This is a genomic window from Rhizobium sp. M1, assembly GCF_002531805.1.
Classification (GTDB): domain Bacteria; phylum Pseudomonadota; class Alphaproteobacteria; order Rhizobiales; family Rhizobiaceae; genus Rhizobium; species Rhizobium etli_C.
The window spans coordinates 148,760-173,077 of record NZ_NWSW01000007.1; the positions used below are offsets into that span (position 1 = coordinate 148,760).

20 protein-coding genes are annotated in these 24,318 nt (G+C 61.8%); 9 read left to right on the forward strand and 11 right to left on the reverse strand.

Annotation, left to right across the window (positions count from 1 at the left end; translation table 11 throughout):
- Nucleotides 1-8 precede the first annotated feature (8 nt).
- Nucleotides 9-1,178 (forward strand): alpha-D-ribose 1-methylphosphonate 5-triphosphate diphosphatase, encoded by a 1,170-nt coding sequence (locus CO655_RS08200; protein WP_097664324.1) that lies wholly within the window; start codon nucleotides 9-11, stop codon nucleotides 1,176-1,178.
- A gap of 620 nt (nucleotides 1,179-1,798) precedes the next feature.
- Here CO655_RS08200 and purN read toward each other — a convergent pair.
- Both purN and purM read right to left on the reverse strand, forming a co-directional pair.
- Nucleotides 1,799-2,473, reverse strand: coding sequence for a phosphoribosylglycinamide formyltransferase (purN, locus tag CO655_RS08205; protein ID WP_097664325.1), 675 nt, complete (start codon nucleotides 2,471-2,473; stop codon nucleotides 1,799-1,801).
- Nucleotides 2,470-3,543: a phosphoribosylformylglycinamidine cyclo-ligase gene (purM, locus tag CO655_RS08210; RefSeq protein ID WP_097664326.1), complete on the reverse strand. Its 1,074-nt coding sequence runs from the start codon at nucleotides 3,541-3,543 to the stop codon at nucleotides 2,470-2,472. Before purM ends, purN begins: the two co-directional genes overlap by 4 nt.
- A 246-nt stretch (nucleotides 3,544-3,789) precedes the next feature.
- Here purM and CO655_RS08215 point away from each other — a divergent pair, with 246 nt between their 5' ends.
- The 4 genes from CO655_RS08215 to ppx all read left to right on the forward strand — a co-directional run bounded on the left by CO655_RS08215 (nucleotide 3,790) and on the right by ppx (nucleotide 9,422).
- Nucleotides 3,790-4,914: an AI-2E family transporter gene (locus CO655_RS08215; RefSeq protein ID WP_097664327.1), complete on the forward strand. Its 1,125-nt coding sequence runs from the start codon at nucleotides 3,790-3,792 to the stop codon at nucleotides 4,912-4,914.
- On the forward strand, nucleotides 4,907-5,620 hold the full coding sequence (gene hdaA / locus CO655_RS08220) for a DnaA regulatory inactivator HdaA (protein WP_097664328.1): 714 nt from the start codon (nucleotides 4,907-4,909) through the stop codon (nucleotides 5,618-5,620). The genes CO655_RS08215 and hdaA overlap by 8 nt, the downstream gene beginning before the upstream one ends.
- 64 nt (nucleotides 5,621-5,684) lie before the next feature.
- Nucleotides 5,685-7,889, forward strand: a complete 2,205-nt coding sequence (locus tag CO655_RS08225; RefSeq protein ID WP_097664329.1) for an RNA degradosome polyphosphate kinase — start codon at nucleotides 5,685-5,687, stop codon at nucleotides 7,887-7,889.
- Between the two features lie 12 nt (nucleotides 7,890-7,901).
- Nucleotides 7,902-9,422, forward strand: a complete 1,521-nt coding sequence (ppx, locus tag CO655_RS08230) for an exopolyphosphatase (RefSeq protein WP_010035474.1) — start codon at nucleotides 7,902-7,904, stop codon at nucleotides 9,420-9,422.
- A 317-nt stretch (nucleotides 9,423-9,739) separates the two neighbouring features.
- On the opposite strand, the gene CO655_RS08235 is transcribed toward ppx, so the two are convergent.
- The 4 genes from CO655_RS08235 to CO655_RS08250 form a co-directional block, all read right to left on the reverse strand.
- Nucleotides 9,740-11,098: an esterase-like activity of phytase family protein gene (locus tag CO655_RS08235; RefSeq protein ID WP_097664330.1), complete on the reverse strand. Its 1,359-nt coding sequence runs from the start codon at nucleotides 11,096-11,098 to the stop codon at nucleotides 9,740-9,742.
- Between the two features lie 106 nt (nucleotides 11,099-11,204).
- A complete protein-coding gene (locus CO655_RS08240; protein ID WP_097664401.1) occupies nucleotides 11,205-12,266 on the reverse strand; it encodes an adenylate/guanylate cyclase domain-containing protein in 1,062 nt (353 codons plus the stop codon).
- 77 nt (nucleotides 12,267-12,343) lie between these two features.
- Nucleotides 12,344-13,489 (reverse strand): ribonuclease D, encoded by a 1,146-nt coding sequence (gene rnd, locus CO655_RS08245; protein WP_097606413.1) that lies wholly within the window; start codon nucleotides 13,487-13,489, stop codon nucleotides 12,344-12,346.
- A gap of 130 nt (nucleotides 13,490-13,619) precedes the next feature.
- Complete coding sequence (locus CO655_RS08250; protein WP_097664331.1) at nucleotides 13,620-15,011, reverse strand: multicopper oxidase family protein; 1,392 nt, start codon at nucleotides 15,009-15,011, stop codon at nucleotides 13,620-13,622.
- 13 nt (nucleotides 15,012-15,024) lie between these two features.
- Between CO655_RS08250 and CO655_RS08255 the strand changes: the two genes are divergently transcribed.
- Nucleotides 15,025-15,213: a hypothetical protein gene (locus CO655_RS08255; RefSeq protein ID WP_141514296.1), complete on the forward strand. Its 189-nt coding sequence runs from the start codon at nucleotides 15,025-15,027 to the stop codon at nucleotides 15,211-15,213.
- 52 nt (nucleotides 15,214-15,265) lie between these two features.
- Nucleotides 15,266-17,056: an aspartate--tRNA ligase gene (aspS, locus tag CO655_RS08260; RefSeq protein WP_097606415.1), complete on the forward strand. Its 1,791-nt coding sequence runs from the start codon at nucleotides 15,266-15,268 to the stop codon at nucleotides 17,054-17,056.
- A gap of 198 nt (nucleotides 17,057-17,254) precedes the next feature.
- Here aspS and CO655_RS08265 read toward each other — a convergent pair whose 3' ends face one another.
- Nucleotides 17,255-18,442, reverse strand: a complete 1,188-nt coding sequence (locus CO655_RS08265) for a hypothetical protein (protein ID WP_097664333.1) — start codon at nucleotides 18,440-18,442, stop codon at nucleotides 17,255-17,257.
- Between the two features lie 234 nt (nucleotides 18,443-18,676).
- Between CO655_RS08265 and parC the strand changes: the two genes are divergently transcribed.
- Together parC and CO655_RS08275 are read left to right on the forward strand one after the other, a co-directional pair.
- Nucleotides 18,677-20,932, forward strand: coding sequence for a DNA topoisomerase IV subunit A (gene parC / locus CO655_RS08270; protein WP_097664334.1), 2,256 nt, complete (start codon nucleotides 18,677-18,679; stop codon nucleotides 20,930-20,932).
- 257 nt (nucleotides 20,933-21,189) lie between these two features.
- Nucleotides 21,190-21,648, forward strand: coding sequence for an SRPBCC domain-containing protein (locus tag CO655_RS08275; protein WP_097606418.1), 459 nt, complete (start codon nucleotides 21,190-21,192; stop codon nucleotides 21,646-21,648).
- Here the strand turns inward: CO655_RS08275 and CO655_RS08280 are convergent.
- From CO655_RS08280 to CO655_RS08305, 4 genes are all read right to left on the reverse strand, one after another.
- Nucleotides 21,638-22,027 carry a type II toxin-antitoxin system death-on-curing family toxin gene (locus CO655_RS08280; RefSeq protein WP_097664335.1) on the reverse strand — a complete coding sequence of 130 codons (390 nt, stop codon included), beginning with the start codon at nucleotides 22,025-22,027 and terminating at the stop codon, nucleotides 21,638-21,640. The genes CO655_RS08275 and CO655_RS08280 overlap by 11 nt on opposite strands.
- Nucleotides 22,027-22,248 carry an AbrB/MazE/SpoVT family DNA-binding domain-containing protein gene (locus tag CO655_RS08285; protein WP_097606420.1) on the reverse strand — a complete coding sequence of 74 codons (222 nt, stop codon included), beginning with the start codon at nucleotides 22,246-22,248 and terminating at the stop codon, nucleotides 22,027-22,029. Before CO655_RS08285 ends, CO655_RS08280 begins: the two co-directional genes overlap by 1 nt.
- A 58-nt stretch (nucleotides 22,249-22,306) precedes the next feature.
- On the reverse strand, nucleotides 22,307-23,188 hold the full coding sequence (locus CO655_RS08290; protein WP_097664336.1) for a DMT family transporter: 882 nt from the start codon (nucleotides 23,186-23,188) through the stop codon (nucleotides 22,307-22,309).
- A gap of 272 nt (nucleotides 23,189-23,460) precedes the next feature.
- Nucleotides 23,461-24,237, reverse strand: coding sequence for an arginyltransferase (locus tag CO655_RS08305; protein WP_097664337.1), 777 nt, complete (start codon nucleotides 24,235-24,237; stop codon nucleotides 23,461-23,463).
- Nucleotides 24,238-24,318: the final 81 nt, after the last annotated feature.

Here is a 24,318-nt window from a genome sequence, read left to right on the forward strand (position 1 = left end):
AGAAGCCCATGTGGCTCAGCAATTTCACCCTCGTTCTCCCCGACCAGGTGGTGAGCGAAGGTTCCGTGCGTGTTGAGGATGGCGCCATCGCCGAGATCCGGCCGGAGCCGGTCGCCGGCGCCGCCATCGACGGCGGCGGACGGCTGCTGATGCCGGGATTCGTCGATCTGCACGGCGACATGATCGAGCGCGAGATCGCGCCGCGGCCGAATGCGACGATGCCGATCGATTTCGGCATCCACGAGCTCGACAAGAAACTTGCCGCCGCCGGTGTCACCACCGCCTTTGCCGCCGTCTCCTTCGCCACCGAAAGCGTCTACGGCCACGTCCGCTCGCTGGAGACGACGTCGGCGGTGATCGAGGGCATCAACCGCCTGCGCGACAATCTGTTGATCGACCACCGCGTCCACGCCCGCTACGAAATCACCAATGTCGGCGCAGCCGGTGCCCTCGAGCGCCTGCTGAATGCCGATCAGATCGACATGGTGTCGCTCACCGACCACACGCCCGGCCAGGGCCAGTACAACAACCTGCAAAGCTATATTCTCAGCATTTCCGAGCGCCGCGCCATCTCCGAGGAAATGGCCGCCGAGATCGTCGCCAAGCGCATCGCTATGCGCAATAACCCCGACATCGAGGCCAAGCTGAGAGAGATTGTCGCGCTGTCGCTGAAGCACAAGCTGTCGCTCGCCTCGCATGACGATGACAGCATCGAGAAGGTCGCCGAAATGCACGATCTCGGCGTCACCATCAGCGAGTTCCCGGTCACCGCACCCGCGGCCGAAGAGGCGCGCCGCCGCGGCCTCTGGACGCTGATGGGCGCGCCGAACGCTCTGCGCGGCCAGTCGATGTCGGGCAATCTCAGCGCCCTCGATGCCGCAAGGGCGGGCCTGCTCAGCGTCATCGCCGCCGATTATCACCCAGCCGCCTTCGTGCCCGGCATCTTCAAGCTCGCCGAGATGGTGGAAGGCGGCCTGCCTTCAGCCGTCGCCATGGCGACCGGCAATGCCGCCCGCTCCGCCGGCCTCCTGGACCGCGGCGAAATCGCCATCGGCCAGCGCGCCGATCTGGTTGTGGTCGAGCCGGGCGACATCAACCGCATCCGCGCCACCTTCCGCGCCGGCCGCTTCGTCTATAGTGATGGCACGCTGCATCCGTTGCGGGCGTTGGCGGCTTAGCCGCGCGTCTGAGCGTCGATCACGAGATCCCGGCGAGGCGAACTTTCTCGTCGACGCTGCCCCGACCATCACATTTCTCCGGAACACGACTACCAACGATGCGGAAACGAGATGTCATCTGAGCCAAGGTTGTTGCACAAAGAGTGGGGACTGCTGCCGCTCATTTTAAGTGGAATTGCGACGATATGTGTAATCGTGATGTCAATTTACTATGATAACCAATATGGTATCTCGTACGTCTATATAGGTGATAAATATATACAATGCGAAAAGTCAGTTGCCTCCTTATTGAAAGCCATTGTATCTATATATAAATACACAGGCTTGGCTCTACTAATTATTTCATTGATTTCCGTTGTATATTCTTATGTTCATGACAGATGAATTTTTATATTTATTCTAATATGCTTTGTCTTTTTTAACTATCCATTTGCAACGATGTTGGGCGGCGCCAAGATCGTTCTAAGTCAATCATCCGTAGCGACGCTGTGCGAGAGGGGAAGTTACGGCTCGGTCGCGATACACCTCCCGATATTGTTTTTGTCGTCTTACGTGATCATTGGAAACATTGTTCTGCTGGCCAAGCGATGGCTCAGAGGAAGAGCCAAGAATACTGATATCTAACCGCGGTCGCCGATCAGCGAAATCAGCTGGGTCTTGGCCGCGGTGGTCGTAGCAGCCCCTATGCCCACCGCCTTGCCGCCTTCCATCGTCACGCGGCCTTCGGCAAAGAGCCGCAGCGCCTGCGGATAGATCTGGTGTTCGACGGTCAGCACCCGTGCGGCAAGGCTTTCGGCCGTGTCGCCGGAAAGAACAGGAACGGCGGCCTGGCCGATGACCGGGCCTTCGTCCATGCCTTCGGTGACGAAATGCACCGTGCAGCCGGCAATGCGCATGCCGGCGTCGATGGCGCGCTGATGGGTGTGGAGGCCGGGGAAGAGCGGCAGCAGGGAAGGGTGGATGTTGAGCATCCGGCCTTCATAACGCTGGATGAAGGTCGGCGTCAGCAGCCGCATGTAGCCGGCCAGGCAGAGGATGTCGGGTGAAAGTTCGTCGAGCGCCGAAAAGATCGCCGCTTCATGCGCATCCTTGCTGGCATAGTCCTTGCGGGGAAAGGCGAAGGTGGCGATGCCTTCGGCCGCCGCCTTGGCAAGGCCGCCGGCCTCCGCCTTGTCGGAGATCACGCCGACGATTTCGGCCGGATAATCGGCGGCCTTCGCGGCCGCGACCAGCGCCATCATGTTGGAGCCGCCACCCGATATGAAGACGACGACGCGTTTGCGCGGCGTGCTCATATGGCAAGCGTACCCTTGTAGACCGTGCCGGCAGCGCCTTCGGCGCGGGCAATCATGCGGCCGAGGGTGACGACCTTTTCGCCTTCGACTTCAAGGGCCTTCGATACCGCGGCGACATTCTCTTCGGCGACGACGACGATCATGCCGATGCCGCAGTTGAAGGTGCGCAGCATTTCCTTGGCTTCGACGCCGCCGGTCTTGGCGAGCCACGAGAAGACCGTGGGAACCTTGACGGCCGCAAGGTCGATTTCGGCCGCCAGATGCTTCGGCAGCACGCGCGGAATATTTTCAGGGAAGCCACCGCCGGTAATATGGGCGAGCGCCTTCAGCGCACCGGTATCGCGGATCGCCTTCAGCAGCGGCTTCACATAGATGCGGGTCGGCTCCAGCAGCGCTTCACCGAGCTTCTTGCCTTCGGCGAACGGCGCCGGTGCATCCCAGCCGAGGCCGGAAAGCGAAACGATCTTGCGCACCAGCGAGAAGCCGTTGGAATGGACGCCGGAGGAGGCGAGGCCGAGGATCACGTCGCCCTCGGCGATGTCACCGGAGGGGAGCAGCTTGCCGCGTTCGGCAGCGCCGACGGCAAAGCCGGCAAGATCGTAATCGCCGGAGGAATACATGCCCGGCATTTCAGCCGTCTCGCCGCCGATCAGCGCGCAGCCGGCCTCGCGGCAGCCGGCGGCAATGCCGCCGACGATCGCGGCACCCTGGTCGGGGTCGAGCTTGCCGGTGGCGAAATAATCGAGGAAGAACAGCGGCTCGGCGCCCTGGACCACCAGATCGTTGACGCACATGGCGACGAGGTCGATGCCGACGGTGTCGTGGTAATCGGCATCGATGGCGATCTTCAGCTTGGTGCCGACGCCGTCATTGGCGGCGACGAGAACCGGATCGGTAAAGCCCGCGGCTTTCAGGTCGAAGAGCCCGCCGAAGCCGCCGATCTCGCCGTCGGCGCCCGGACGGCGCGTCGAGCGTACCGCCGGCTTGATCTTCTCGACGAGGAGGTTGCCGGCATCGATGTCGACGCCCGCGTCGCTATAGGTCAGGCCGTTTTTCCCAGACTGGCTCATGCTGGTCTCCGATGGCTGTTTTCAGGCGGCGGACGCGCCGCGTCATCTGCCGGTCGCAATTGCATGACAGGGCCGTTTATGCAAGCGCCGCATGGCAAAAGCCCCCAATTTCCCGCGTCTTCCCGGAGGCTTTCCGGGATTTGGCGCGACAGGGTTGACCATCTTTGCGCCTGCATCCTATGTGCTGAATGGCGGCGGCGCATCGGGTGCGGCGTTTGGCGGCGGCGAGCGATCAGCGGGGAAGCAATGCCACAGCAAATCAGCGGCAACAGTCTCAAGCGTCAGATCTTCTTCTGGCTGGCGGTGCTCGTCTTCTTCATCGTCTTTCTCTATGTCTTCAGTTCGATCCTGCTGCCCTTCATTGCCGGCATGGCGATCGCCTATTTCCTCGATCCGGTGGCAGACAGGCTGCAGCGGCTTGGCCTGAGCCGCATGATGGCGACGATCGTCATCCTGATCGCCTTCGTGATCACCTTCACGCTGGCGCTGATGATCCTCATTCCCGTGCTCGTCAGCCAGTTCAACGATTTCGCCGAGCGGCTGCCGGGCTATATCAGCCAGCTGCAGCAGTTCATCGACACCTCGAAAAACTCGCTGCTGCCGGAATGGGTCAGGAGTCAGGCCGGCACGATCAAGGATAATTTCTCCGGCATTCTTTCCGAAGGCATGGGCTTTTTGACGGGGCTGTTCGGGCAGATCTGGAATTCCGGCAAGGCGATCGTCGATGTCATATCGCTGCTCGTCGTCACCCCCGTTGTCGCCTTCTACATCCTGCTCGACTGGGACCGCATGATCTCCAAGGTCGATCAGTGGATTCCGCGCGATTACGTCGCCGATGTCCGTCAGATCGCCAAGGAGATCGATCAGGCGATCGCCGGCTTCATTCGCGGCCAGGGCTCGCTCTGCCTCATCCTCGGCATCTATTATGCCGCCGGGCTCTCCCTCGTCGGCCTGAATTTCGGCCTGCTGATCGGCCTCTTTGCCGGCATGATCAGTTTCATTCCCTATGTCGGCTCGCTGGTCGGCCTCGTTCTGTCCGTCGGCGTGGCCCTCGTGCAGTTCTGGCCGGATTATCCCTGGATCGGGCTGGTGCTTGCCGTCTTCTTCAGTGGCCAGTTCCTGGAAGGCAACATTCTGCAGCCGAAGCTCGTCGGCTCCAGCGTCGGCCTGCATCCGGTCTGGCTGATGTTTGCGCTGTTTGCCTTCGGCGCGCTCTTCGGTTTCGTCGGGCTTCTGGTCGCGGTGCCGGCCGCCGCGGCCGTCGGCGTCCTTGTTCGCTTCGCGCTTTCGCGCTACCTTCAGAGCGATCTTTATTTTGGCGGGTCGCCGAGTGACCGCGCTCAGAAGACGAAATCAGTTCCCAATGAATGACGTCAAGAACGCTGATCCGAAGCGCAAAGCCGGAGAGCAGCTGCCGCTGGTCTTTTCGCACGATGCCGCCAGCGGCCGCGACGATCTCCTGATCTCGGAGCGTCTGGCCGCCGCCGTGTCGATCGTCGATGCCTGGCCGGCATGGCCGTCGCCGGTCGTCGTGCTTGCCGGTCCGGTCGGTTCTGGGAAATCGCATCTCGCCCGCATCTGGCGGGAATTGAGCGGCGCCGTCAGCATTCACCCCGAGCTCGGCTCGGACGCCGCCGTCGCCGCCGCCGCCGGCCCGGTGCTGTTCGAGGATGCCGACCGCCTCGGCTTCGACGACAATGCGCTCTTCCACGTCATCAACAGCGTTCGCGAACATGGCACCAGTCTGTTGATGACCAGTCGCCTCTGGCCGATCTCCTGGCCGGTTTCGCTGCCCGATCTGCGCTCGCGCCTGAAGGCTGCGACGGTCGTCGAGATCGGCGAACCCGACGAAGGACTGCTGTCGCAGGTGATCGTCAAGCTCTTCGCCGACCGGCAGCTTTATATAGATGACAAACTCGTGCTCTATATCGTTAACCGCATGGAGCGGTCGCTGAACGCGGCCCAGACGATCGTCGAAAGGCTCGACCGGCTGGCCCTGTCCCGGGGCACGAAGATCACCCGGTCTCTTGCTGCCGAGGTATTGAATGAATTGGGAAATTCGGAACCGACCGATTGACTGTCACAGTTCCGTCGTGAAACTGATATAATTGCCGTCGCGATTGAAAACGGGGTAGTGGACCATGGATAGCGCAGTCGCAGAACATCAGGAACTCACTCCGGAAACCAACGACAACACGCCCGCGCTGGAAGAGCTGCTGACCAGCCCGGAGCGCTTCATCAACCGCGAATTCTCCTGGCTGCAATTCAATCGCCGCGTCCTCGAAGAGACGCTGAACACCGAGCATCCGCTGCTCGAGCGCGTCCGCTTCCTGTCGATCTCGGCCGCCAACCTCGACGAGTTCTTCATGGTGCGCGTCGCCGGTCTCGAAGGCCAGGTGCGCCAGAACATCGCCATCCGCAGCCCTGACGGCAAGACGCCGGCCGAGCAGCTCGACTCGATCCTGCAGGAGATCGACCATCTGCAGATGGAGCAGCAGGCCTCGCTCGCCGTGCTGCAGCAATATCTCGCCAAGGAGGACATCCTGATCGTACGCCCCGGCGCGCTCAGCGATGCCGACCGCCAGTGGCTGGCCGCCGAATTCGAACAGGCGATTTTCCCGGTCTTGACGCCGCTGTCGATCGACCCGGCCCATCCGTTCCCGTTCATTCCCAATCTCGGCTTTTCGATCGGCCTGCAGCTCGTCAGCAAGAACGGCCGCGAGCCGATGACGGCGCTCCTGCGCCTGCCGCCGGCGCTCGACCGCTTCGTCCGCCTGCCGGATGATGCGAACACGATCCGCTACATCACGCTGGAGGATGTCGCCAACATCTTCATCCACCGGCTCTACCCGGGCTACGAGGTGCAGGGCTCCGGTACCTTCCGCGTCATCCGCGACAGCGATATCGAAGTCGAGGAAGAGGCCGAGGATCTCGTCCGCTTCTTCGAAACGGCGCTGAAGCGGCGCCGCCGCGGCAAGGTCATCCGCATCGAGACCGACTCGGAAATGCCGGCTTCGCTGCGCCAGTTCGTCGTCCAGGCGCTCAGCATCCCCGATAACCGCGTCGCCGTTCTGCCGGGTCTTCTGGCGCTGAACACGCTGTCGGAGATCGCCAAAGCGCCGCGCGACGACCTCAGGTTTCTTCCCTACAATGCGCGATTTCCCGAGCGCGTCCGCGAACATGCCGGCGACTGCTTCGCCGCCATCCGCGAAAAGGACATGGTCGTCCATCACCCCTACGAATCTTTCGACGTGGTCGTCCAGTTTCTTCTCCAGGCTGCGCGCGATCCTGACGTCCTGGCGATAAAGCAGACGCTTTACCGCACCTCCAATGACAGCCCGATCGTCCGTGCGCTGATCGACGCCGCCGAGGCCGGCAAGTCGGTGACGGCGCTGGTCGAGCTCAAGGCCCGCTTCGACGAAGAGGCGAACATCCGCTGGGCGCGCGACCTCGAACGCGCCGGCGTGCAGGTCGTCTTCGGCTTCATCGAGCTCAAGACCCACGCCAAGATGTCGATGGTCGTCCGGCGTGAGGAGGGCAAGCTCAGGACCTATTGCCACCTCGGGACCGGCAACTATCACCCGATCACCGCCAAGATCTATACGGATCTCTCCTATTTCACCTGCAATCCCGTAATTGCCCACGACATGGCGAACATCTTCAACTTCATCACCGGCTATGGCGAGCCGGAACAGGGCATGCAGCTGGCGATTTCGCCCTACACGATGCGCCCGCGCATCCTGCGGCACATCGAGGAAGAGATCCAGCATGCCCGCAACGGCGCGCCGGCGGCGATCTGGATGAAGATGAATTCGCTCGTCGACCCTGATATCATCGACGCGCTCTATCGCGCCAGCCATGCCGGCGTGGAGATCGATCTCGTCGTGCGCGGCATCTGCTGCCTGCGTCCGCAGGTGCCCGGTCTCTCAGAGAAGATCCGCGTCAAGTCGATCGTCGGCCGCTTCCTCGAGCACAGCCGCATCTTCTGCTTCGGCAATGGCCACGGCCTGCCGTCCGACAAGGCGCTGGTTTACATCGGTTCGGCCGACATGATGCCGCGGAATCTCGATCGCCGCGTCGAGACCATGGTTCCGCTGACGAATCCGACCGTTCACGAGCAGGTCTTGTCACAGATTATGCTCGGCAACGTGATTGACAATCAGCAAAGCTACGAGATATTGCCCGACGGTACGTCGCGCCGCATGGAAGTGCGCAGGGGCGAGGAACCGTTCAATGCGCAGCAGTATTTCATGACCAATCCGAGCCTGTCGGGCCGTGGTGAAGCTCTGAAGTCCAGCGCGCCGAAACTGATCGCCGGCCTGCTCGAAGGCCGCAACAACAAGTAAAACTGGACCTAAATGGTTGAATCTGAAGCCCAGGGGCGCCTTCCAGGGATCGCTCCGGTCTCCGTTGTCGACATCGGATCGAATTCCATTCGTCTCGTCGTCTACGAAGGCATGTCCCGCTCGCCGACCATTCTCTTCAACGAAAAGGTCCTTTGCGGCCTCGGCAAGGGCATAGCCGTCACCGGTAAGATGGATGAAGAGAGCGTCGGCCGGGCTCTGGCGGCGCTGCACCGTTTCAAGGCCCTGTCCGACCAGGCGCGCGCCGCCACCATGTATGTGCTGGCGACGGCTGCTGCCCGCGAGGCGAGCAACGGTCCCGATTTTATCCACCAGGCGGAAACCATCCTCGGCCGCAAGGTCCGCGTGCTCTCGGGCGAGGAGGAGGCGAAATTCGCCTCGCTCGGCATCATCAGCGGCTTCTTCAATCCCGACGGCATTGCCGGCGACCTCGGCGGTGGCTCGCTGGAGCTGATCGATATCAAGGGCAAGGAAGTCGGCAAGGGCATCACGCTGCCGCTCGGCGGCCTGCGCCTGTCGGAATATGCCGGCGGCTCGCTTTCCAAGGCCAGAGCCTTCGCCCGCAAGCAGGTGAAGACGGCAAAGCTGTTGTCGAAAGGCGAGGGGCGCACCTTCTACGCCGTCGGCGGCACCTGGCGAAACATCGCCAAGCTGCACATGGAGATCACCCATTATCCGCTGCACATGATGCAGGGTTATGAGGTCTCGCTCGAGGCGATGATGCTGTTCCTCGAACAGGTGGTGACCGCGCGTGATTCACGCGAGCCGGCGCTGCAGGCCGTGTCCAAGCACCGCCGGTCGCTGCTGCCCTTCGGCGCCGTCGCCATGAAGGAAGTGCTGAGCGCGATGAGGCCGTCGATGATTTCCTTCTCGGCGCAGGGCGTGCGCGAGGGGTATCTCTACTCGTTGCTGTCCGAGCCCGAGCGCCGCCTCGATCCGCTGCTGGCCGCCGCCGGTGAATTGGCGATCCTACGTGCCCGTTCGCCCGAGCATGCCCGCGAACTGGCGGAATGGACCGGCCGGATGATGCCCTTCTTCGACGTCCAGGAAACCGAAGAGGAAAGCCGCTATCGCCAGGCCGCCTGTCTGCTCGCCGATATCAGCTGGCGCGCCCACCCCGACTATCGCGGCCTGCAGGCGCTGAACGTCATCGCCCACTCTTCCTTCGTCGGCATCAGCCATCCCGGCCGCGCCTTCATCGCATTGACCAATTATTACCGTTTCGAGGGTCTGCACGACGACGGCGCTACCGGCCCGCTGGCGCAGATCGCCACGCCACCCTTCATCGAGCGCGCCAAGCTGCTCGGCGGCATGCTCCGCGTCGTCTACCTCTTCTCGGCCTCGATGCCCGGCATCGTCAAGAACCTGACCTTTCGCAAATCATCGACCCCGGACTTCGACCTCGAATTCGTCGTTCCCTCCGAATACCGCGATTTCGCCGGCGAACGCCTGGACGGCCGCCTGCAGCAGCTGTCGCGGCTGACGAACAAGAGGCTGGCGTTTCGGTTCGAGTAGGGTAGTGCTTGCTCCCTCTTCTCCCCAGCGGGGAGAAGGTGGCCCGAAGGGTCGGATGAGGGGGCCACACGGCACACCAATCATTGCCTTTCGCTTACGCTCAACGCATTCGCGGCTTTGCCGCTCACCCCCTCAACCGCCTGCCGGCACCTTCTCCCCGCTGGGGAGAAGAGGTGTGTGGCGGCGCCGAATACCTCTTTCACGCGTCGGAAGCCTGAGGGAACGTACGACGTGGCTGCTCCCTCACCGTGCTGGTCACAAGAATAGAAAAAAGGCGGCGCTCACGCACCGCCCCTCCATCTCACATCAAACCCAACTTACTTCGCGTTCAAAAACTCGCCAACCTCAAGCAGGCTGAACTCGTTATTGTCGGCCTTGTCGACCGCGCGGCCGGCCGAGAAGGGCAGGTTGTTGTCGTTGCCGATGATGATGTGGGTGGCGTCGACGCGGTCGACGTTTTCGATCGTCACGAACGGCATGTCGTAGATGCCGTCCTTGGCGCCGGCCTTCTTCTTGTTGTCGGGGTCCTGGATGTTCAGGAGGTCGATATAGCCGATCTTGCGGACGGCCTTGCCGGCATTGGCGTCGTTGAACTCGATCTTGTAGACGCGCTTCAGCACGGCCGGTGCTTCGAAGCAATCCGGCTTCGGCTGCTTCGGATCGGCACAGGCCTTGTCGGAAGTGCCGGCGCCGCTGTCGCGCTCGATGACGAGGGCGGTCGCATCGTCGAGCATGTTGAAGTCGCCAATCGACACGCCCTTGTCCTCGAACGGATAGAGCCAACTGCGGCCGGTCCACTTCTTGGCGGCGACGTCGAATTCGATGATGCGGATGGCGGTGTGGCCGTCGGCCGTTTCCAACTGGCCGTCATCCTTGTAAATGGCGCCTTCGAGCAGGCCGTAGAGCTTGGCGCCGTCCTTCGACATGGCAAGGCCTTCGAAGCCGCCGGAGCGCTTCAGATTGAACACCGGCATCTTCGCGGCCGGATTGCCCGGCAGCTGGATCAGCGGATTGTCGGGCGACAGCACCGGCTTGCCGTCGAGCGTGGTCGCAATGACATCGGTCAGACGGCCCGTAGTGTCGAATTTCAGGATATAGGGGCCGAACTCGTCGCCGAGCCAGAAGCCATCGGCAACCGGCTGGATCGATTCGATGTCGAAGTCGGCGCCGGTGAGGTAGCGCGTGTCGGTGCCTTCGAGCACGATCGGGAACGGAGCGATCTTGTTCGGGTCAGAGAGGAAGAGGTTCTTGACCACTTCAGCCTTGTTGGCGGCCCAGTCGAACTTCATCTCATGCAGGAACAGCATGGAGTCGGAAGAATTGGCCTTGGAGCCGAAGCCGTTGTCGGAGAGCGTCCAGAAGGTGCCGTCGGCCATCGTCTTGATGCCCGAGAAACCCTGGATCGGCTGACCGTCGAACGGAAGCTTCAGGTCGGTCACACGTGCGCCGTCCTTGCCGGGAACGGTGCCGAGCGCTTCGGTGCGCTTGCGGTCCGGCGTCGTGAACTTGCCGGAATGCTTGAGGAAGTCGGGGGCGTCGGCCGGAGCCGCAACCATGGTGTTGGCAGGCAGGATCGCCTGGCCGGCGAGCTTGGCCGGGAATTGCTGCTGATCGGCCGAAACGGGGCCGGCAATCAGAATGAAAAGCGATACGGAAGCAAAAAGGACGTTCTTCATAATATCCCCATGGAACGGATGCGAATGGCTTCCGCTTAGCAGGGCTTCCGTGTCAGCGAATTGACGGTTGGGTGAAGCTTTGGTGACGGGGTGATAAGAGCGTTGCTCAGCCGTGCAGAACGACCGCGGGGGTGTTGAGCACGGTCACCGCCCGCGAGGAAAGTGCCATGACGCCGAGCGCCTGGCCGCGTCCCTTGACGGCATGGATGCCGAGATCGTCGCAGGAAATGTCGCCGGGAAAGGTCATGCGCCGGGCAAGCTCCGCGGAGATCAGCACCTGTCGGTTCAGGCTGCGGCAGAGCGTCTCCAACCGGGCGGTCGTATTCACCGTGTCGCCGAAATAGCTGATCTTGTGGTGGTCGACGCCGACTTCCGCGGTGATGATCTCGCCGCCGTGAAGAGCGGCGCGAAGCTTCGGCACCTGTCCGTAATTTTTCCGCCAGCCGGCGGCATTGGCTTCGATATCGGCGATGATATCGAAGATGCAGCGCACGCAGCGCGCATCCTTGACGCCGCGGGCAAGCGGCCAGGTAATGATCGCCGCATCGCCGACATAGTCGTTGATCATGCCCTTGTGGCGCCGGACCGGCTCGGCGAAGGTCGCAAACAGCGAGCTCAGCAGCTGCTGTGCTCGGAGGTCGCCATGCTTTTCGGCAAAAGCCGTCGAATCGACGAGATCGATGAACAGGAAGACACGCTCTTCCTTGACCGGATTGCGATAGCGGCTGATGAGCATGCTGATGAACACTTCGCGGCCGAGCAGCTCCCGTACGCGCAGGATGAAGATCAGCGCCGAGCAGACGGCAAGGGCATAGAGGAAGACGTCGAACGGCATGATGACGAGCTCGATGAGCGACGACGGCTTCAGCACGCCGAGCGAGCGAAGCAGCAGGCCGGCGCAGGCAAAACCGATGCTCATCAGGATTTCGTAGATCACCAGTTCGGTGATGATGAAGGCGAAGGTCGGCAGCTTCTGGATGCGCCGGTAGAGCCCGCGGAACAGCACCTTGCGCTCGAAGGCGATGATCGGCATGCCGATGAACAGAGCGAAGATCGCCCCGATGACCGGCGTCTGATCGGAGTAGAACATCGAATCATAGACGACGCCGCTCGCCGCCAGGACGAGGACGATCAGGATCCAGTTCTGCGTCGGAGATATTTCCCGCATGCCGCCCCTTCGCTTCGCAGTTTCGCCCGGCCATTGTTTCAGCTGGGAAAACAGCGTCAAGCGAATTCGATTTGGTGTTAGAGCGCGACGGTTTCAACCTTCCGGCCGGCAAATCGCAGTCCGATCTGGCCCTGGATCAGCTGCAGCGCCGGCTCGCCGAAAAGATCGCGCCGCCAGCCGTGCAGGGCAGCGACGTCGGCCTTCTCGCCATCAGCGGCGATCTTGTCGAGATCCTCGCTGTTGGCGATCACCTTCGGCGCGACGCCGTGTTTTTCCGAGATCAGCTTCAACAGCACCTTCAACAGCTCGACGGCGGCAGCTGCGCCCTCCGGCGCCTGCGTCTGCCGCGGCACATGCGGCATATCTGCCTTCGGAAGAGCGAGCGCCGCATTGACGGCTTCGACGACCGCCGTGCCGGAAGCGGAGCGCTCCCAGCCTTTCGGAATGGTGCGCAGGCGACCGAGCGCTTCGGCATCCTTGGGCTGCTGCTGGGCGATCTCATAGATCGCATCGTCCTTCAATACGCGCGAACGCGGCACGTTGCGCGCCCGCGCCTCGCGCTCGCGCCAGGCGGCGACATATTTCAGGATCGCCAGCTCCTGCGGCTTGCGCAATCGCATCTTCAGCCGCTGCCAGGCATCGTCGGGATGCATGTCGTAGGTTTCGCGCGCCTCGAGAATATCCATTTCCTCGGAGAGCCAGGACGTACGGCCTTCGCGATCGAGTTCGGCCTTCAGCGACAGATAGACGTCGCGCAGATGCGTAACGTCGGCCAGCGCATATTCCAGCTGCTTGTCGGAGAGCGGCCGGCGACTCCAGTCGGTGAAGCGCGACGACTTGTCGATATGGACGCTCTTGATGCGGCTGACCAGCTGATCGTAAGAGACGCTGTCGCCGAAACCGCAGACCATGGCAGCAACCTGCGTGTCGAAGATCGGATGCGGAATGAGATTGCCGCGATTGAAAATGATTTCGATGTCCTGGCGCGCCGCGTGAAAGACCTTCAGCACCTTGGTGTCGGCCATCAGCTCGAAGAAGGGGGCGAGGTCGATGCCCTTGGCCAGCGGATCGACGAGAACTTCCAGTGTCGGGCTGGCCATCTGGATCAGGCAGAGCTCCGGCCAGAAGGTCGTCTCACGCAGGAATTCGGTGTCGATGGTAATGAAGTCGGACTTGGCCAGCTCTTTGCAGGCGGCCGCCAAATCGGCGGTGGTTTCGATCATATCAATTCATTCGCAAGGAAAAGGTCGGTTGAACCTTCCTTCTCCTTTCGCTTCGATATGTCAATACAACAGCATAAGCTTCGCGCACTGCTGACGAAGAATCACGTCCAAACTGAGGCAAAGCAATGCTTCAGCTCACTCTGACATAGCTGGTCATGCCCGTCTTCTGATGTTCGATGATGTGGCAATGCAGCACCCAGTCGCCGGGATTGTCGGCGACGAGGGCCAATCGCACCTTCTCGTCCGGCTGGACGAGGTAGGTGTCGGAGACGAGCGACATCACCTCCCGCGTCGAGGAGGAGATCACCGTGAAGCTCATTCCGTGCAGATGGATCGGATGGGCGTGCGGCGTGGTGTTCTCCAGATTGAAGACATAGCTCTTGCCGAGCTTCAGTTCCGCCAGCGGCGCCGTCGGATCGGGGGTGTCGCCCGGCCAGGGCACCTTGTTGATCGCCCAGAAACTGTAGCCGAGCGTGCCGCAGATACTCTCGACGGCGGCATTTTCCGCGGTGGCGCTCAACACCAGCGGGATCTCTTCGGCGGCGGAAAGATCAGCCTTCGGAACGGGGTTCTCTGCAAGCGGGCCGAGATCGCCGATATTGCGTTTCAATGACTGTCCGACGGCACGCAGGCTGGCAATCGTCTTCGGCGTCGTGCCGCGGATATCTTCCAGTGTGGCGACGGCGCCTTCGCCGTCCGGCATGCGCACGGCAAGGTCGAGCCGCTGTCCAGGCCCGATCTGCAGGAGCTCGAGGGGAAAGCGTTTCGGCACCGGATTGCCGTCGATGGCGATGACGGTCGCATCGGCGCCCGCCATCGTCAGCGAGAAAATGCGCGTCACGTCGGTGATGGCGATGCGCAGCCGCACCAGCCCTCCGGCCGGCGCGTCATATTGCGGCTCCCGATGCCAGTTGGCGGTGCGCACCGTGCCGTAGGTGCCGCTCTTGGCGGCATCGCGCGGACGGAATGGGGCGATGAACTGTCCGTCGCCGCCAAGGCGCCAGTCGCGCAGGTTCAGCAGCACCTCGGCATCGAATTCGGGATCGGCCGGGTCCTCGACCACGAGCATGCCGGTCATGCCGTGGCCGATCTGCGTCAGCGTGTTGCAGTGCGGGTGATACCAGAAGGTGCCGGCGTCGGGCGGGGTGAAAGCATAGTCGAAGCTGTCGCCGGTATAGATATAGGGCTGGGTCACGAAGGGCACGCCGTCCATGCGGTTGTCGATGCGCAGCCCATGCCAGTGGATTGTCGTCGGCTCGTCCAGCTGGTTGTTCAGCCGTGCCGCGTAGGGCCGCCCCTTCGTCAACCTCAGAACCGGCGGCATGCCGTCGTGACCCCAGCTCATGACGTCCCGGGTCGGTCCCGCCTCAGTCAGCATGGCCTCGGTCTTCACAGCCGTCAGCAGCTGCGGCTCCGGTGCGGCCGCGGCAAGCCCCAATTTGCCGGCAATGCCCATGCCGACGCCGTAGGCGCCCGCGACGGCGGATGCCCTGAGAAGGTTACGGCGGGTCAGCAAAGGCATGCGGGGCTCCACGATGAAAATGCACCTCCTTTTAAAGTTGACCGACATCTTCATCAATACGGCAGGCGCGGCCAAACTGCCGCAGCATGCGGGCCGCAGCTTCGCCATAAACGCGTGCCAATCGCGCGGCGAGGACGCGCCAAGCCTTGACAAATCGGAGCGTCCATGCGCTTTTCCGCCCGATTTTCTTGTCGGCGCTTGAGGGCCTTTGAACCCTTGCTGCCGTCTTAAGCCACATGCCAGGAATTGAGATCATGCATCGCTATCGCAGCCACACATGCGCCGCCCTCCGCAAGACGGATGTCGGCTCGACCGTCCGTATCTCCGGTTGGGTCCATCGCGTTCGCGACCATGGCGGCGTTCTGTTCATCGACCTTCGCGACCACTACGGCATCACCCAGGTGGTCGCCGATCCCGACAGCCCGGCCTTCAAGCTGGCCGAGACCGTGCGTGGTGAATGGGTCATCCGCATCGACGGCCTCGTCAAGGCGCGGACCGAAGACACCGTCAACAAGACCATGGCGACCGGCGAGATCGAGCTCTATGCTCAAGAGATCGAAGTGCTCTCCGCCGCCAAGGAATTGCCGCTGCCGGTTTTCGGCGAGCCTGAATACCCTGAAGACGTCCGCCTCAAATACCGCTTCCTCGATCTTCGCCGCGAAACGCTGCACCGGAACATCGTCAAGCGCACCCAGGTCATCTCGGCAATGCGCCGCGAAATGGGCGCTGTCGGCTTCACCGAATATACGACGCCGATCCTGACGGCCTCCTCACCGGAAGGCGCGCGCGACTTCCTCGTTCCCTCGCGCATCCATCCCGGCACCTTCTACGCGCTGCCGCAGGCCCCGCAGCAGTACAAGCAGTTGCTGATGGTTGCCGGTTTCGACCGCTATTTCCAGATTGCGCCGTGCTTCCGCGACGAAGACCCGCGCGCCGATCGCCTGCCGGGCGAATTCTACCAGCTCGACCTCGAAATGAGCTTCGTCACCCAGGAAGACGTCTGGAACACCATGGGTCCGCTGATGACCCAGATTTTTGAGGAGTTCGCCGAAGGCAAGCCGGTCACCAAGGAATGGCCGCGCATCCCCTATGACGAGGCGATCCGCAAATATGGTACGGACAAGCCGGATCTGCGCAACCCGATCGTCATGGAAGCGGTGACCGAGCATTTCGCCGGCTCCGGCTTCAAGGTCTTCGCCGGCATGATCGCCTCCAACCCGAAGGTTCAGATCTGGGCGATCCCGGCAAAGACCGGCGGCTCGCGCGCCTTCTGCGACCGGATGAACGCCTGGGCGCAGAGCCAGGGCCAGCCCGGCCTCGGCTATATCTTCTGGCGCAGCGAGAACGACAAGCTCGAAGGTGCGGGACCGCTCGCCAAGAACATCGGCGAGGAGCGCACCGAAGCGATCCGCACCCAGCTCGGCCTCGGCGATGGCGACGCCTGCTTCTTCGTCGCCGGCGAGCCGGAAAAATTCTACAAGTTTGCCGGCGAAGCGCGCACCAAGGCCGGCGAGGAACTGAACCTCGTCGACCGCGACCGTTTCGAACTCTGCTGGATCGTCGACTTCCCCTTCTTCGAATGGAACGACGAGGAGAAGAAGGTCGATTTCGCCCACAACCCGTTCTCGATGCCGCAGGGTGGCCTCGATGCGCTGCAGAACCAGGATCCGCTGACGATCAAGGCCTTCCAGTACGACGCCGTCTGCAACGGCTTCGAAATCGCCTCGGGCTCGATCCGCAACCAGTCGCCGGAAACCATGGTCGCCGCCTTCGAGAAGGTCGGCCTCAGCCAGCAGGACGTCGAGGATCGTTTCGGCGGTCTCTACCGCGCCTTCCAGTACGGCGCCCCGCCGCATGGCGGTGCGGCCTTCGGCATCGACCGCATCGTCATGCTGCTCGTCGGCGCCAAGAACCTACGTGAGATCTCGCTGTTCCCGATGAACCAGCAGGCCCAGGACCTCCTGATGGGCGCGCCGACCCCGGCAACCCCGACGCAGCTGCGCGAGCTCTCGATCCGGCCGATCCCGCCGGTCAAGAAGGACTGATATAACAGGCTGCAAAGCGCCGACCGGCCTCCTTACGGCCCGGCACCACCGCGCTGCAAGATGAACCTCGGTGGCCAGCCTCGTCCTTCGAGGCCCCTGCGGGGGCACCTCAGGATGAGGCCGGAGAGAGGTCGCCTTCAAAAAGATAAAGCCCGGCGGTGCGAACGGCCGGGCCTTTTCGTGGTCAGATCAAAGCGATCAGTCGTTGGCCGAAACCTTGACGCCGAGCACTTGCGGCAGCGTGTTCGGAGCGCCCATGGCGGCACCGACGATCGTCGGGAAGGGCACCGGCTTTTCAGGGGCGGCCTTGACGGTCAGGCTCTTCGGGTCGTCGAGGAAGGTGTTGACGGCGGCCGAAACGGCATTCTGCAGTTCCGGGATGTTGAGCTGCGCCAGCATGATCGGCGTCATCGCCTTCAGCGAATCCGCCATCTGCTTGCCTGATATGTTCTGCTGAGCACCGGCATAATCGAGCGCCCGCTTGGTGATCGAGGCATCCTCGAAGCGCACCTGTGCGCCTTCGAAGGACAGCTGCTGCATCAGACCCAGCATGGCAAGACCGAGCGCCTGCTGCGCCTGTTCCTTGTTCGGATTGGCTTCGGACTCCTTCATCGCATCCTGCATCGACTTCACGAAGGGCATCGTATAGCCGGAGATCTTGAAGCCGAGGTTGAGCTTGCCGATATTGGTGAAGTCGAAGGCGATTTCCGAAACGTCGATCGTGCCGGGCCCGAGCTCCCAGGCGCCCTTCATGGTGATGTCGCCCTGGACGTGCTGCAGGGCGAGTTTCTCGATCGCATCCTTGGTCTTGGGATCGTCGGTCTTGCTGAGATCGGCCTTCATGCTCTTGAAGGCGCCGTCGAAATCGAAGCCGGATTCGTCCTCGCGCAGCGTCAGATTCATGTCGCTTTGAAGCACCGAGAACACTTCCGCGCCGTCCTTGACCACTTTCAGCGGGCCGGTATGGGCGGTCTCGTAAAGCATCATGGTGTCGAGCGTGTCGCCGCCTGACGTTGCCGGGACGGAGATGCCGCCGAGCGTCAGCTCCTGCGCCGTGACGGTTACGCCATCTCCCGTCTTGTTGATGTCGGGGAAGGCCGCCTCTTCGATGTAATAGCCGCCATCCTCGTCTTCTTCGACGCCGGACAGGGTGACTTCGCCGATGGGCAGGCTTTCGCCGCCGGTCGGCTTAAACGTAACATTCTTCAACGTCACGGTCGTGCCGTCGATATTGACGCCGTCAGCGGAGATCGTTCCGCCTTGCGCTTCATAGGCGGCATTGATCTTCTTCAAGAGATTGGCGCCATCGAGAGCGAAGGCCGAGCCGGCGAGCGAGAAAAAGGCTGCGCCCGACAGCATCAGCCGCGTTGTCCGGTAAATGTTCATGGGGTGATTCCTCTGGTGGCGTGGTGGCGGTTGGAACTCTGCAGTTACGCTACTACGGATTGGCCTGCTTTATATTTGCGGACTTCTAAATTTCCGTTGAAAGGAACGGCAAACGAAGTCCAAATTGCGGCGAAGGGTTTGTCCCATCCTTTGATGTCAGTCCCAAGACTTCATCCACAGCTGCAATACCCCGGATTCCTTGCCCGCCGGCCTCTTCTGGGCTAGTCAAGACCCATGGGACAAGAGATTTTGCCGCCTTCCGGCGGAGACGACGATAATATCCAACCGGTCGACCTCAAGGCGGCGCTCGAGCAGCGTTACCTCGCCTATGCGCTGTCGACCATCATGCATCGCGCTCTGCCTGACGTGCGCGACGGGCTGAAGCCCGTGCATCGCCGCATCGTCTATGCGATGAACGAGATGGGTCTGAGGCCAACCTCGGCCTTCAGGAAATGCGCCAAGATCGTCGGCGAGGTGATGGGTAATTACCATCCGCACGGCGACCAGTCGATCTACGATGCGCTTGCCCGTCTCGCCCAGGATTTCTCGCAGCGCTACACGCTGGTCAACGGCCAGGGTAATTTCGGCAATATCGATGGCGACAGCCCGGCCGCCATGCGTTACACCGAATCGAAGATGACGGCGGTCTCCGAACTGCTGCTCGAAGGCATCGATCAGGATGCCGTCGACTTCCGCGACACCTACGACGAATCGAATTCCGAGCCGGTCGTCCTTCCCGGCGCCTTCCCGAACCTGCTCGCCAACGGCTCCTCCGGCATTGCCGTCGGCATGGCGACCTCGATCCCGTCGCACAATGCCCATGAGCTTTGCGACGCCGCCCTGCATCTGATCAAGCATCCCGATGCAACCGTCGAAAAGCTTGTCGAATTCATTCCCGGCCCGGATTTTCCGACCGGCGGCATCATCATCGACAGCCGCGACAGCATCATCGAGAGCTACCGCACCGGTCGCGGCGGTTTCCGTGTGCGGGCGAAATGGCAGACCGAGGATCTCGGCCGCGGCGGCTACCAGATCGTCATCACCGAAATTCCCTTCCAGGTGCAGAAGTCGCGGCTGATCGAGAAGATCGCCGAGCTGCTGATCGCGCGAAAGCTGCCGCTGCTCGAAGATATCCGCGACGAATCGGCCGAGGACATCCGTGTCGTCCTGGTGCCGAAATCCAGGAGCGTCGATCCGACGATCCTGATGGAATCGATGTTCAAGCTGACGGAACTCGAAAGCCGCTTCCCGCTCAACATGAACGTTCTGTCCATGGGCCGCATCCCGAAGGTCATGGCGCTGAACGAGGTGTTGAAAGAGTGGCTGGATCACCGCCGCGAGGTCCTGCAACGCCGCTCGCGCTTCCGTCTGGCCGCGATCGAAAAACGTCTCGAAATCCTCGGCGGCCTGCTGATCGCCTATCTCAACATCGACGAGGTGATCAAGATCATCCGCGAGGAGGATGAGCCGAAGCCGGTCATGGTGGCGCGCTGGGATCTCACCGACAACCAGGTCGAGGCGATCCTCAACATGCGGCTGCGCTCTCTGCGCAAGCTCGAAGAATTCGAGATCCGCAAGGAGTTCGACGAACTCACCAAGGAAAAGGGCGAGATCGAGGCGCTGCTGGCCTCCGACGACAAGCAGTGGCAGACGGTTGCCTGGGAAATCGGCGAAGTGAAGAAGAAATTCGCCAAGGCGACCGAGGTCGGCCGCCGCCGCACCCAGTTTGCCGACGCACCCGAAGCCGATGAGCAAGCCATCCAGCAGGCGATGATCGAGAAGGAACCGATCACCGTCGTCATATCCGAAAAGGGCTGGATCCGTGCGCTGAAGGGCCATATCGCCGATACGGCGACGCTGACCTTCAAGGAGGGCGACGGCCTGAAGATAGCCTTCCCGGCGCAGACGACGGACAAGATCCTGATCGTCACGACAGGCGGCAAGGCCTTCACGCTTGGCGGCGACAAGCTGCCGGGCGGTCGCGGCCACGGCGAGCCGCTGCGCATCATGGTCGACATGGACAACGACCAGGCCGTGCTGACCGCTTTCGTCCACGATCCCGCGCGCAAACAGCTAATCGTCTCCACAGCCGGCAACGGCTTCGTCGTTGCCGAGGCCGAGCTGGTCGCCAATACCCGCAAGGGCAAGCAGATCATGAATGTCGCGCTGCCCGAGGAAACGCAGCTGCTGGTGCCCGTCAGCGGCGACCATGTCGCCGTCGTTGGCGAAAACCGCAAGCTGCTGGTCTTTCCCTTGGCGCAGGTGCCGGAAATGTCGCGCGGCAAGGGCGTTCGCCTGCAGCGTTACAAGGATGGCGGCATTTCCGACGTCCGCTGCTTTGCGATATCGGACGGCCTCGTCTGGGAAGACAGTGCCGGCCGCACCTTCACGAAGAACAAGGACGAGCTTGCCGAATGGCTGGGCGACCGCGCCAGCGCCGGCCGCACTGTGCCGAAGGGTTTTCCGCGTAGCGGCAAATTCGCCGGGTAGAGCAATTCCAGGAAGAGTGCGAAGAGGTTTTCTGTCTGGAATTGCATGAAAACGAAGAGCCGAGCATTTTCCTGATTCGAACAGAACCGAAATGCTCTGAGCCATAAAAATTCCGCGCCCGACTCTTGGCGGGTGTCGGAACTTCTCTATCTCATTGCTGTTACCCGAAAGAAGAGAAGGCCGGTTCTGTGGGCGGATGGAACGGCTGTGGCCCGTGCGCCTGGGAAAGGCGCGCGTGCTCTACCGGAGGAAAATCGATGCCCGCCAGCACCATCAAATTGCATGTCAGCCATACCTACAGAGCGTCGCCCGCTGTCGTGTATGACGCCTGGCTCAACCCCGAAATCGCCCGCCGCTTCCTGTTCGCCACCGATGACGGTCACGTCATCCGCGCCGACATCGATCCGCATGTCGGCGGTCGTTTTTTCATCGTCGACCGCCGCCCGACCGGCGACGCCTTCCACCAGGGCGTTTTCCTGGAATTGAAGCGCCCGCGCCGTATGGTCTTCTGCTTCTCCGTCGAAGAGCACGACCACAATTGCGACCGCGTCGAAATCGACATCGAGCCGCTCGGCGGCGGCAGCCGTCTGACGCTGACCCACGAAATGTGCGCTGAATGGGCCGAACACGAGGAAAAGACCCGGAAAGGCTGGGCGCATATCATGGAAGGGCTCGGCCGGGAGCTGGAACAGCAGCAGATGAAGGCTACGGGTTGAGTGGCACGCTGAAATCCCTGAGGAAGCGGGCAGCACCTTCTTCGTCGATCTCGCCGGCTGCGACGGCAAGAACAAAAGCGTAGAGATTGGCATCGGTCGTTTCGATCTCGTAGCCGTTTTCGAGAAGGAAAACGCCTGCCGTGACGATCGCGATCCGCTTGTTGCCATCGACGAAGGCGTGGTTGCGGGCAAGGCCGAAAAGATAGGCGGCGGCGAGTTCGATAGCGTCGTCGCAGCCATAATGCGCGTTGTGCATCGGCCGCCCGAGAGCGGATTCCAGCGCGTCTTCGTCACGCAGACCGGTAAGACCGCCGAAGCGCTCGATCTGCATTTTCTGCAGAGTTTCCACCAAGGGTCTCGTCAGGAATTTGAAGGCCATTATTCGGCCAGCTTTTTCAAGGCGACCTTATACTTGTCCATGAAATAACGCGCCGCCTCAAGTTGACGAGACAGATCCTCATCGACCGGCTTCATTTTGATGCCGCCGTTTTCCATCTGCAATTCCAGCGAGTCGCCCGTCTTCAATCCAAGACGGTCGAGAACTTCCTTCGGGATAATAACTCCGTCGGAATTGCCGATCTTGCGGATGGTGACGTTCATTTGCTCATTCCTGATGTGGTAACGCAGTTATAACATGGGGGCGAACAGGCGGCAACGTCTATTCCGCCAATGGCCTGACGCTCCTTCCCCGCACCATCCAGAAGCAATGCCCGGCGATCGCCGCCACCAAAATTCCGCCGCCAAGGAGCGTCATCGTCGCCGGCGTTTCCGCAAAGATCAGCCAGACCCAGATCGGCGCAAGCACGGTTTCGAGCAGGTAGAACATGCCGACCTCAGGCGCGGAAAGGTAGCGCGGCCCGGTCGCCAGACACCAAAAGGCGACGGGCATTACGATGGCGCCGTTGAGGAGGACCCATCCGGGATGGGCGATCGAAAGCCCCGAGGGCAGAGCTTGCGCAAGCCCGAGCGCGGCCGGCAGAACGGCGGCCAGCAGCGGCACGAATCCCATGTCCCGGCGCGAGGCGCGCCCGATTGTAATGGCTGACGCAAGAATGAGCGCGCTGACAATCGCCATGGCGTCGCCAAAGAAATGGCCGCTGGAAAGCCCATCACTCACGATCAGCCCGACGCCGACGACCATGAACAGCATGGCGACCAGCGTTGCGGCCTGTGGCTTCTCCTTAAGAAAAGTCCAGGAAAGAAGCGCCCCGAACATCGGGTTGAAGGCGACGATGAAGACGACATTGGCTGTGGCCGTATTGAAGACGGCGAGCACGAAGGTGAGGGAGGAGAGGCCATAGAGCAGACCGACGAGCAGGCCGGCTCGCCCCGGAACGAGCACCGGCCATCTGCCCGAGGCAAGGCGCATTGCGCCAAGGATGAGGAACGTGGCGAGAACCGTGGCTGCGCTTCGCACGCCCAGGATAGACCAGATATCGCCATCGCCAAGGCGGACGAGCGGGATATCCATGGAAAGCGCCAGCCCGCCGACCGCCGTCAGCAGCAGACCCTTCCGATGGTCGGAACGAGCGGTGGACATTTCAGAGCCTTTCCTGGTCAGATTGAAGCATTCTGCCAGAGCAGGTTTTCGTCAGGGCAGAGGCGATTGGCGATGGGCATACCCCAAGGTACGTCCGAGCCGATCGCCTCTGATCCTGGCGGAAAGATGCCCGGCCCTGCGGGTTGGCTGAAACGGGCCGCCTGCTCGACCGGCCGGCTTGGCCGTAGCGCTGGGCTACGACGCGCGCCGGCCGGTCGACCATCCGACTCCGTTTGAGCCAACAGAATGCTTCAATCTGACCAGGAAAGGCTCTAATCGTGGGTGCTTTCGGGCATGGAAGAGGGATCGAAACGTTCCCAGCCGCGCGGAGTCAGATGTTCCTGCGGCTGAAAGCGTGTCTTGTAATCCATTTTCCGCGACCCTTGCACCCAGTAGCCGAGGTAGACATGCGGCAGGCCGAGCGCCCTGGTGCGCCTGATATGGTCGAGAATCATGAAGGTGCCGAGCGAACGCCGCTCGAGCGCCGGATTGAAATAGGAATAGACCATCGACAGCCCGTCGCTCATCGTATCGGTCAGCGCCGCGGCAAGCAGCTCGCCCTTCGGCCGCTCTTCCAGTCCGGAGCCTTCCTCGCGCCGGCGGTATTCGACGATTCGCGTATTCACATGTGTGTCTTCCACCATGATCGCATAGTCGAGCACGGTCATGTCGGACATGCCGCCCTGCTGGTGGCGGTAGTCGAGATAGCGTCGGAAGAGCGAATATTGTTCGCTGGAAGGCTGGGCGGTGAACTCGGTGGCGATGACGTCGGAATTGGCGGCAAGCACCCGCTTCATCGATTTCGTGGGCTCGAATTCCTGGGCAAGAATCCGCACGGAAACACAGGCGCGGCAGGATTCGCAGGCCGGGCGGTAGGCGATGTTCTGCGAGCGGCGGAAACCGCCTTGCGTCAGGATGTCGTTCATCTCGGCCGCCCGCGGGCCGACCAGATGAGTGAACACCTTGCGCTCCATCTCATGCGGCAGATACGGACACGCAGCCGGAGCCGTCAGATAAAACTGCGGGGATGGCGTCGTCTGCGTATTCATTTGTCGCGGAAATTTCCTTGTCGAGACAGTGCCGTTTTCTGACAGCATGACCTAAGAATAGAAAACGTCAACAGCGCGGCG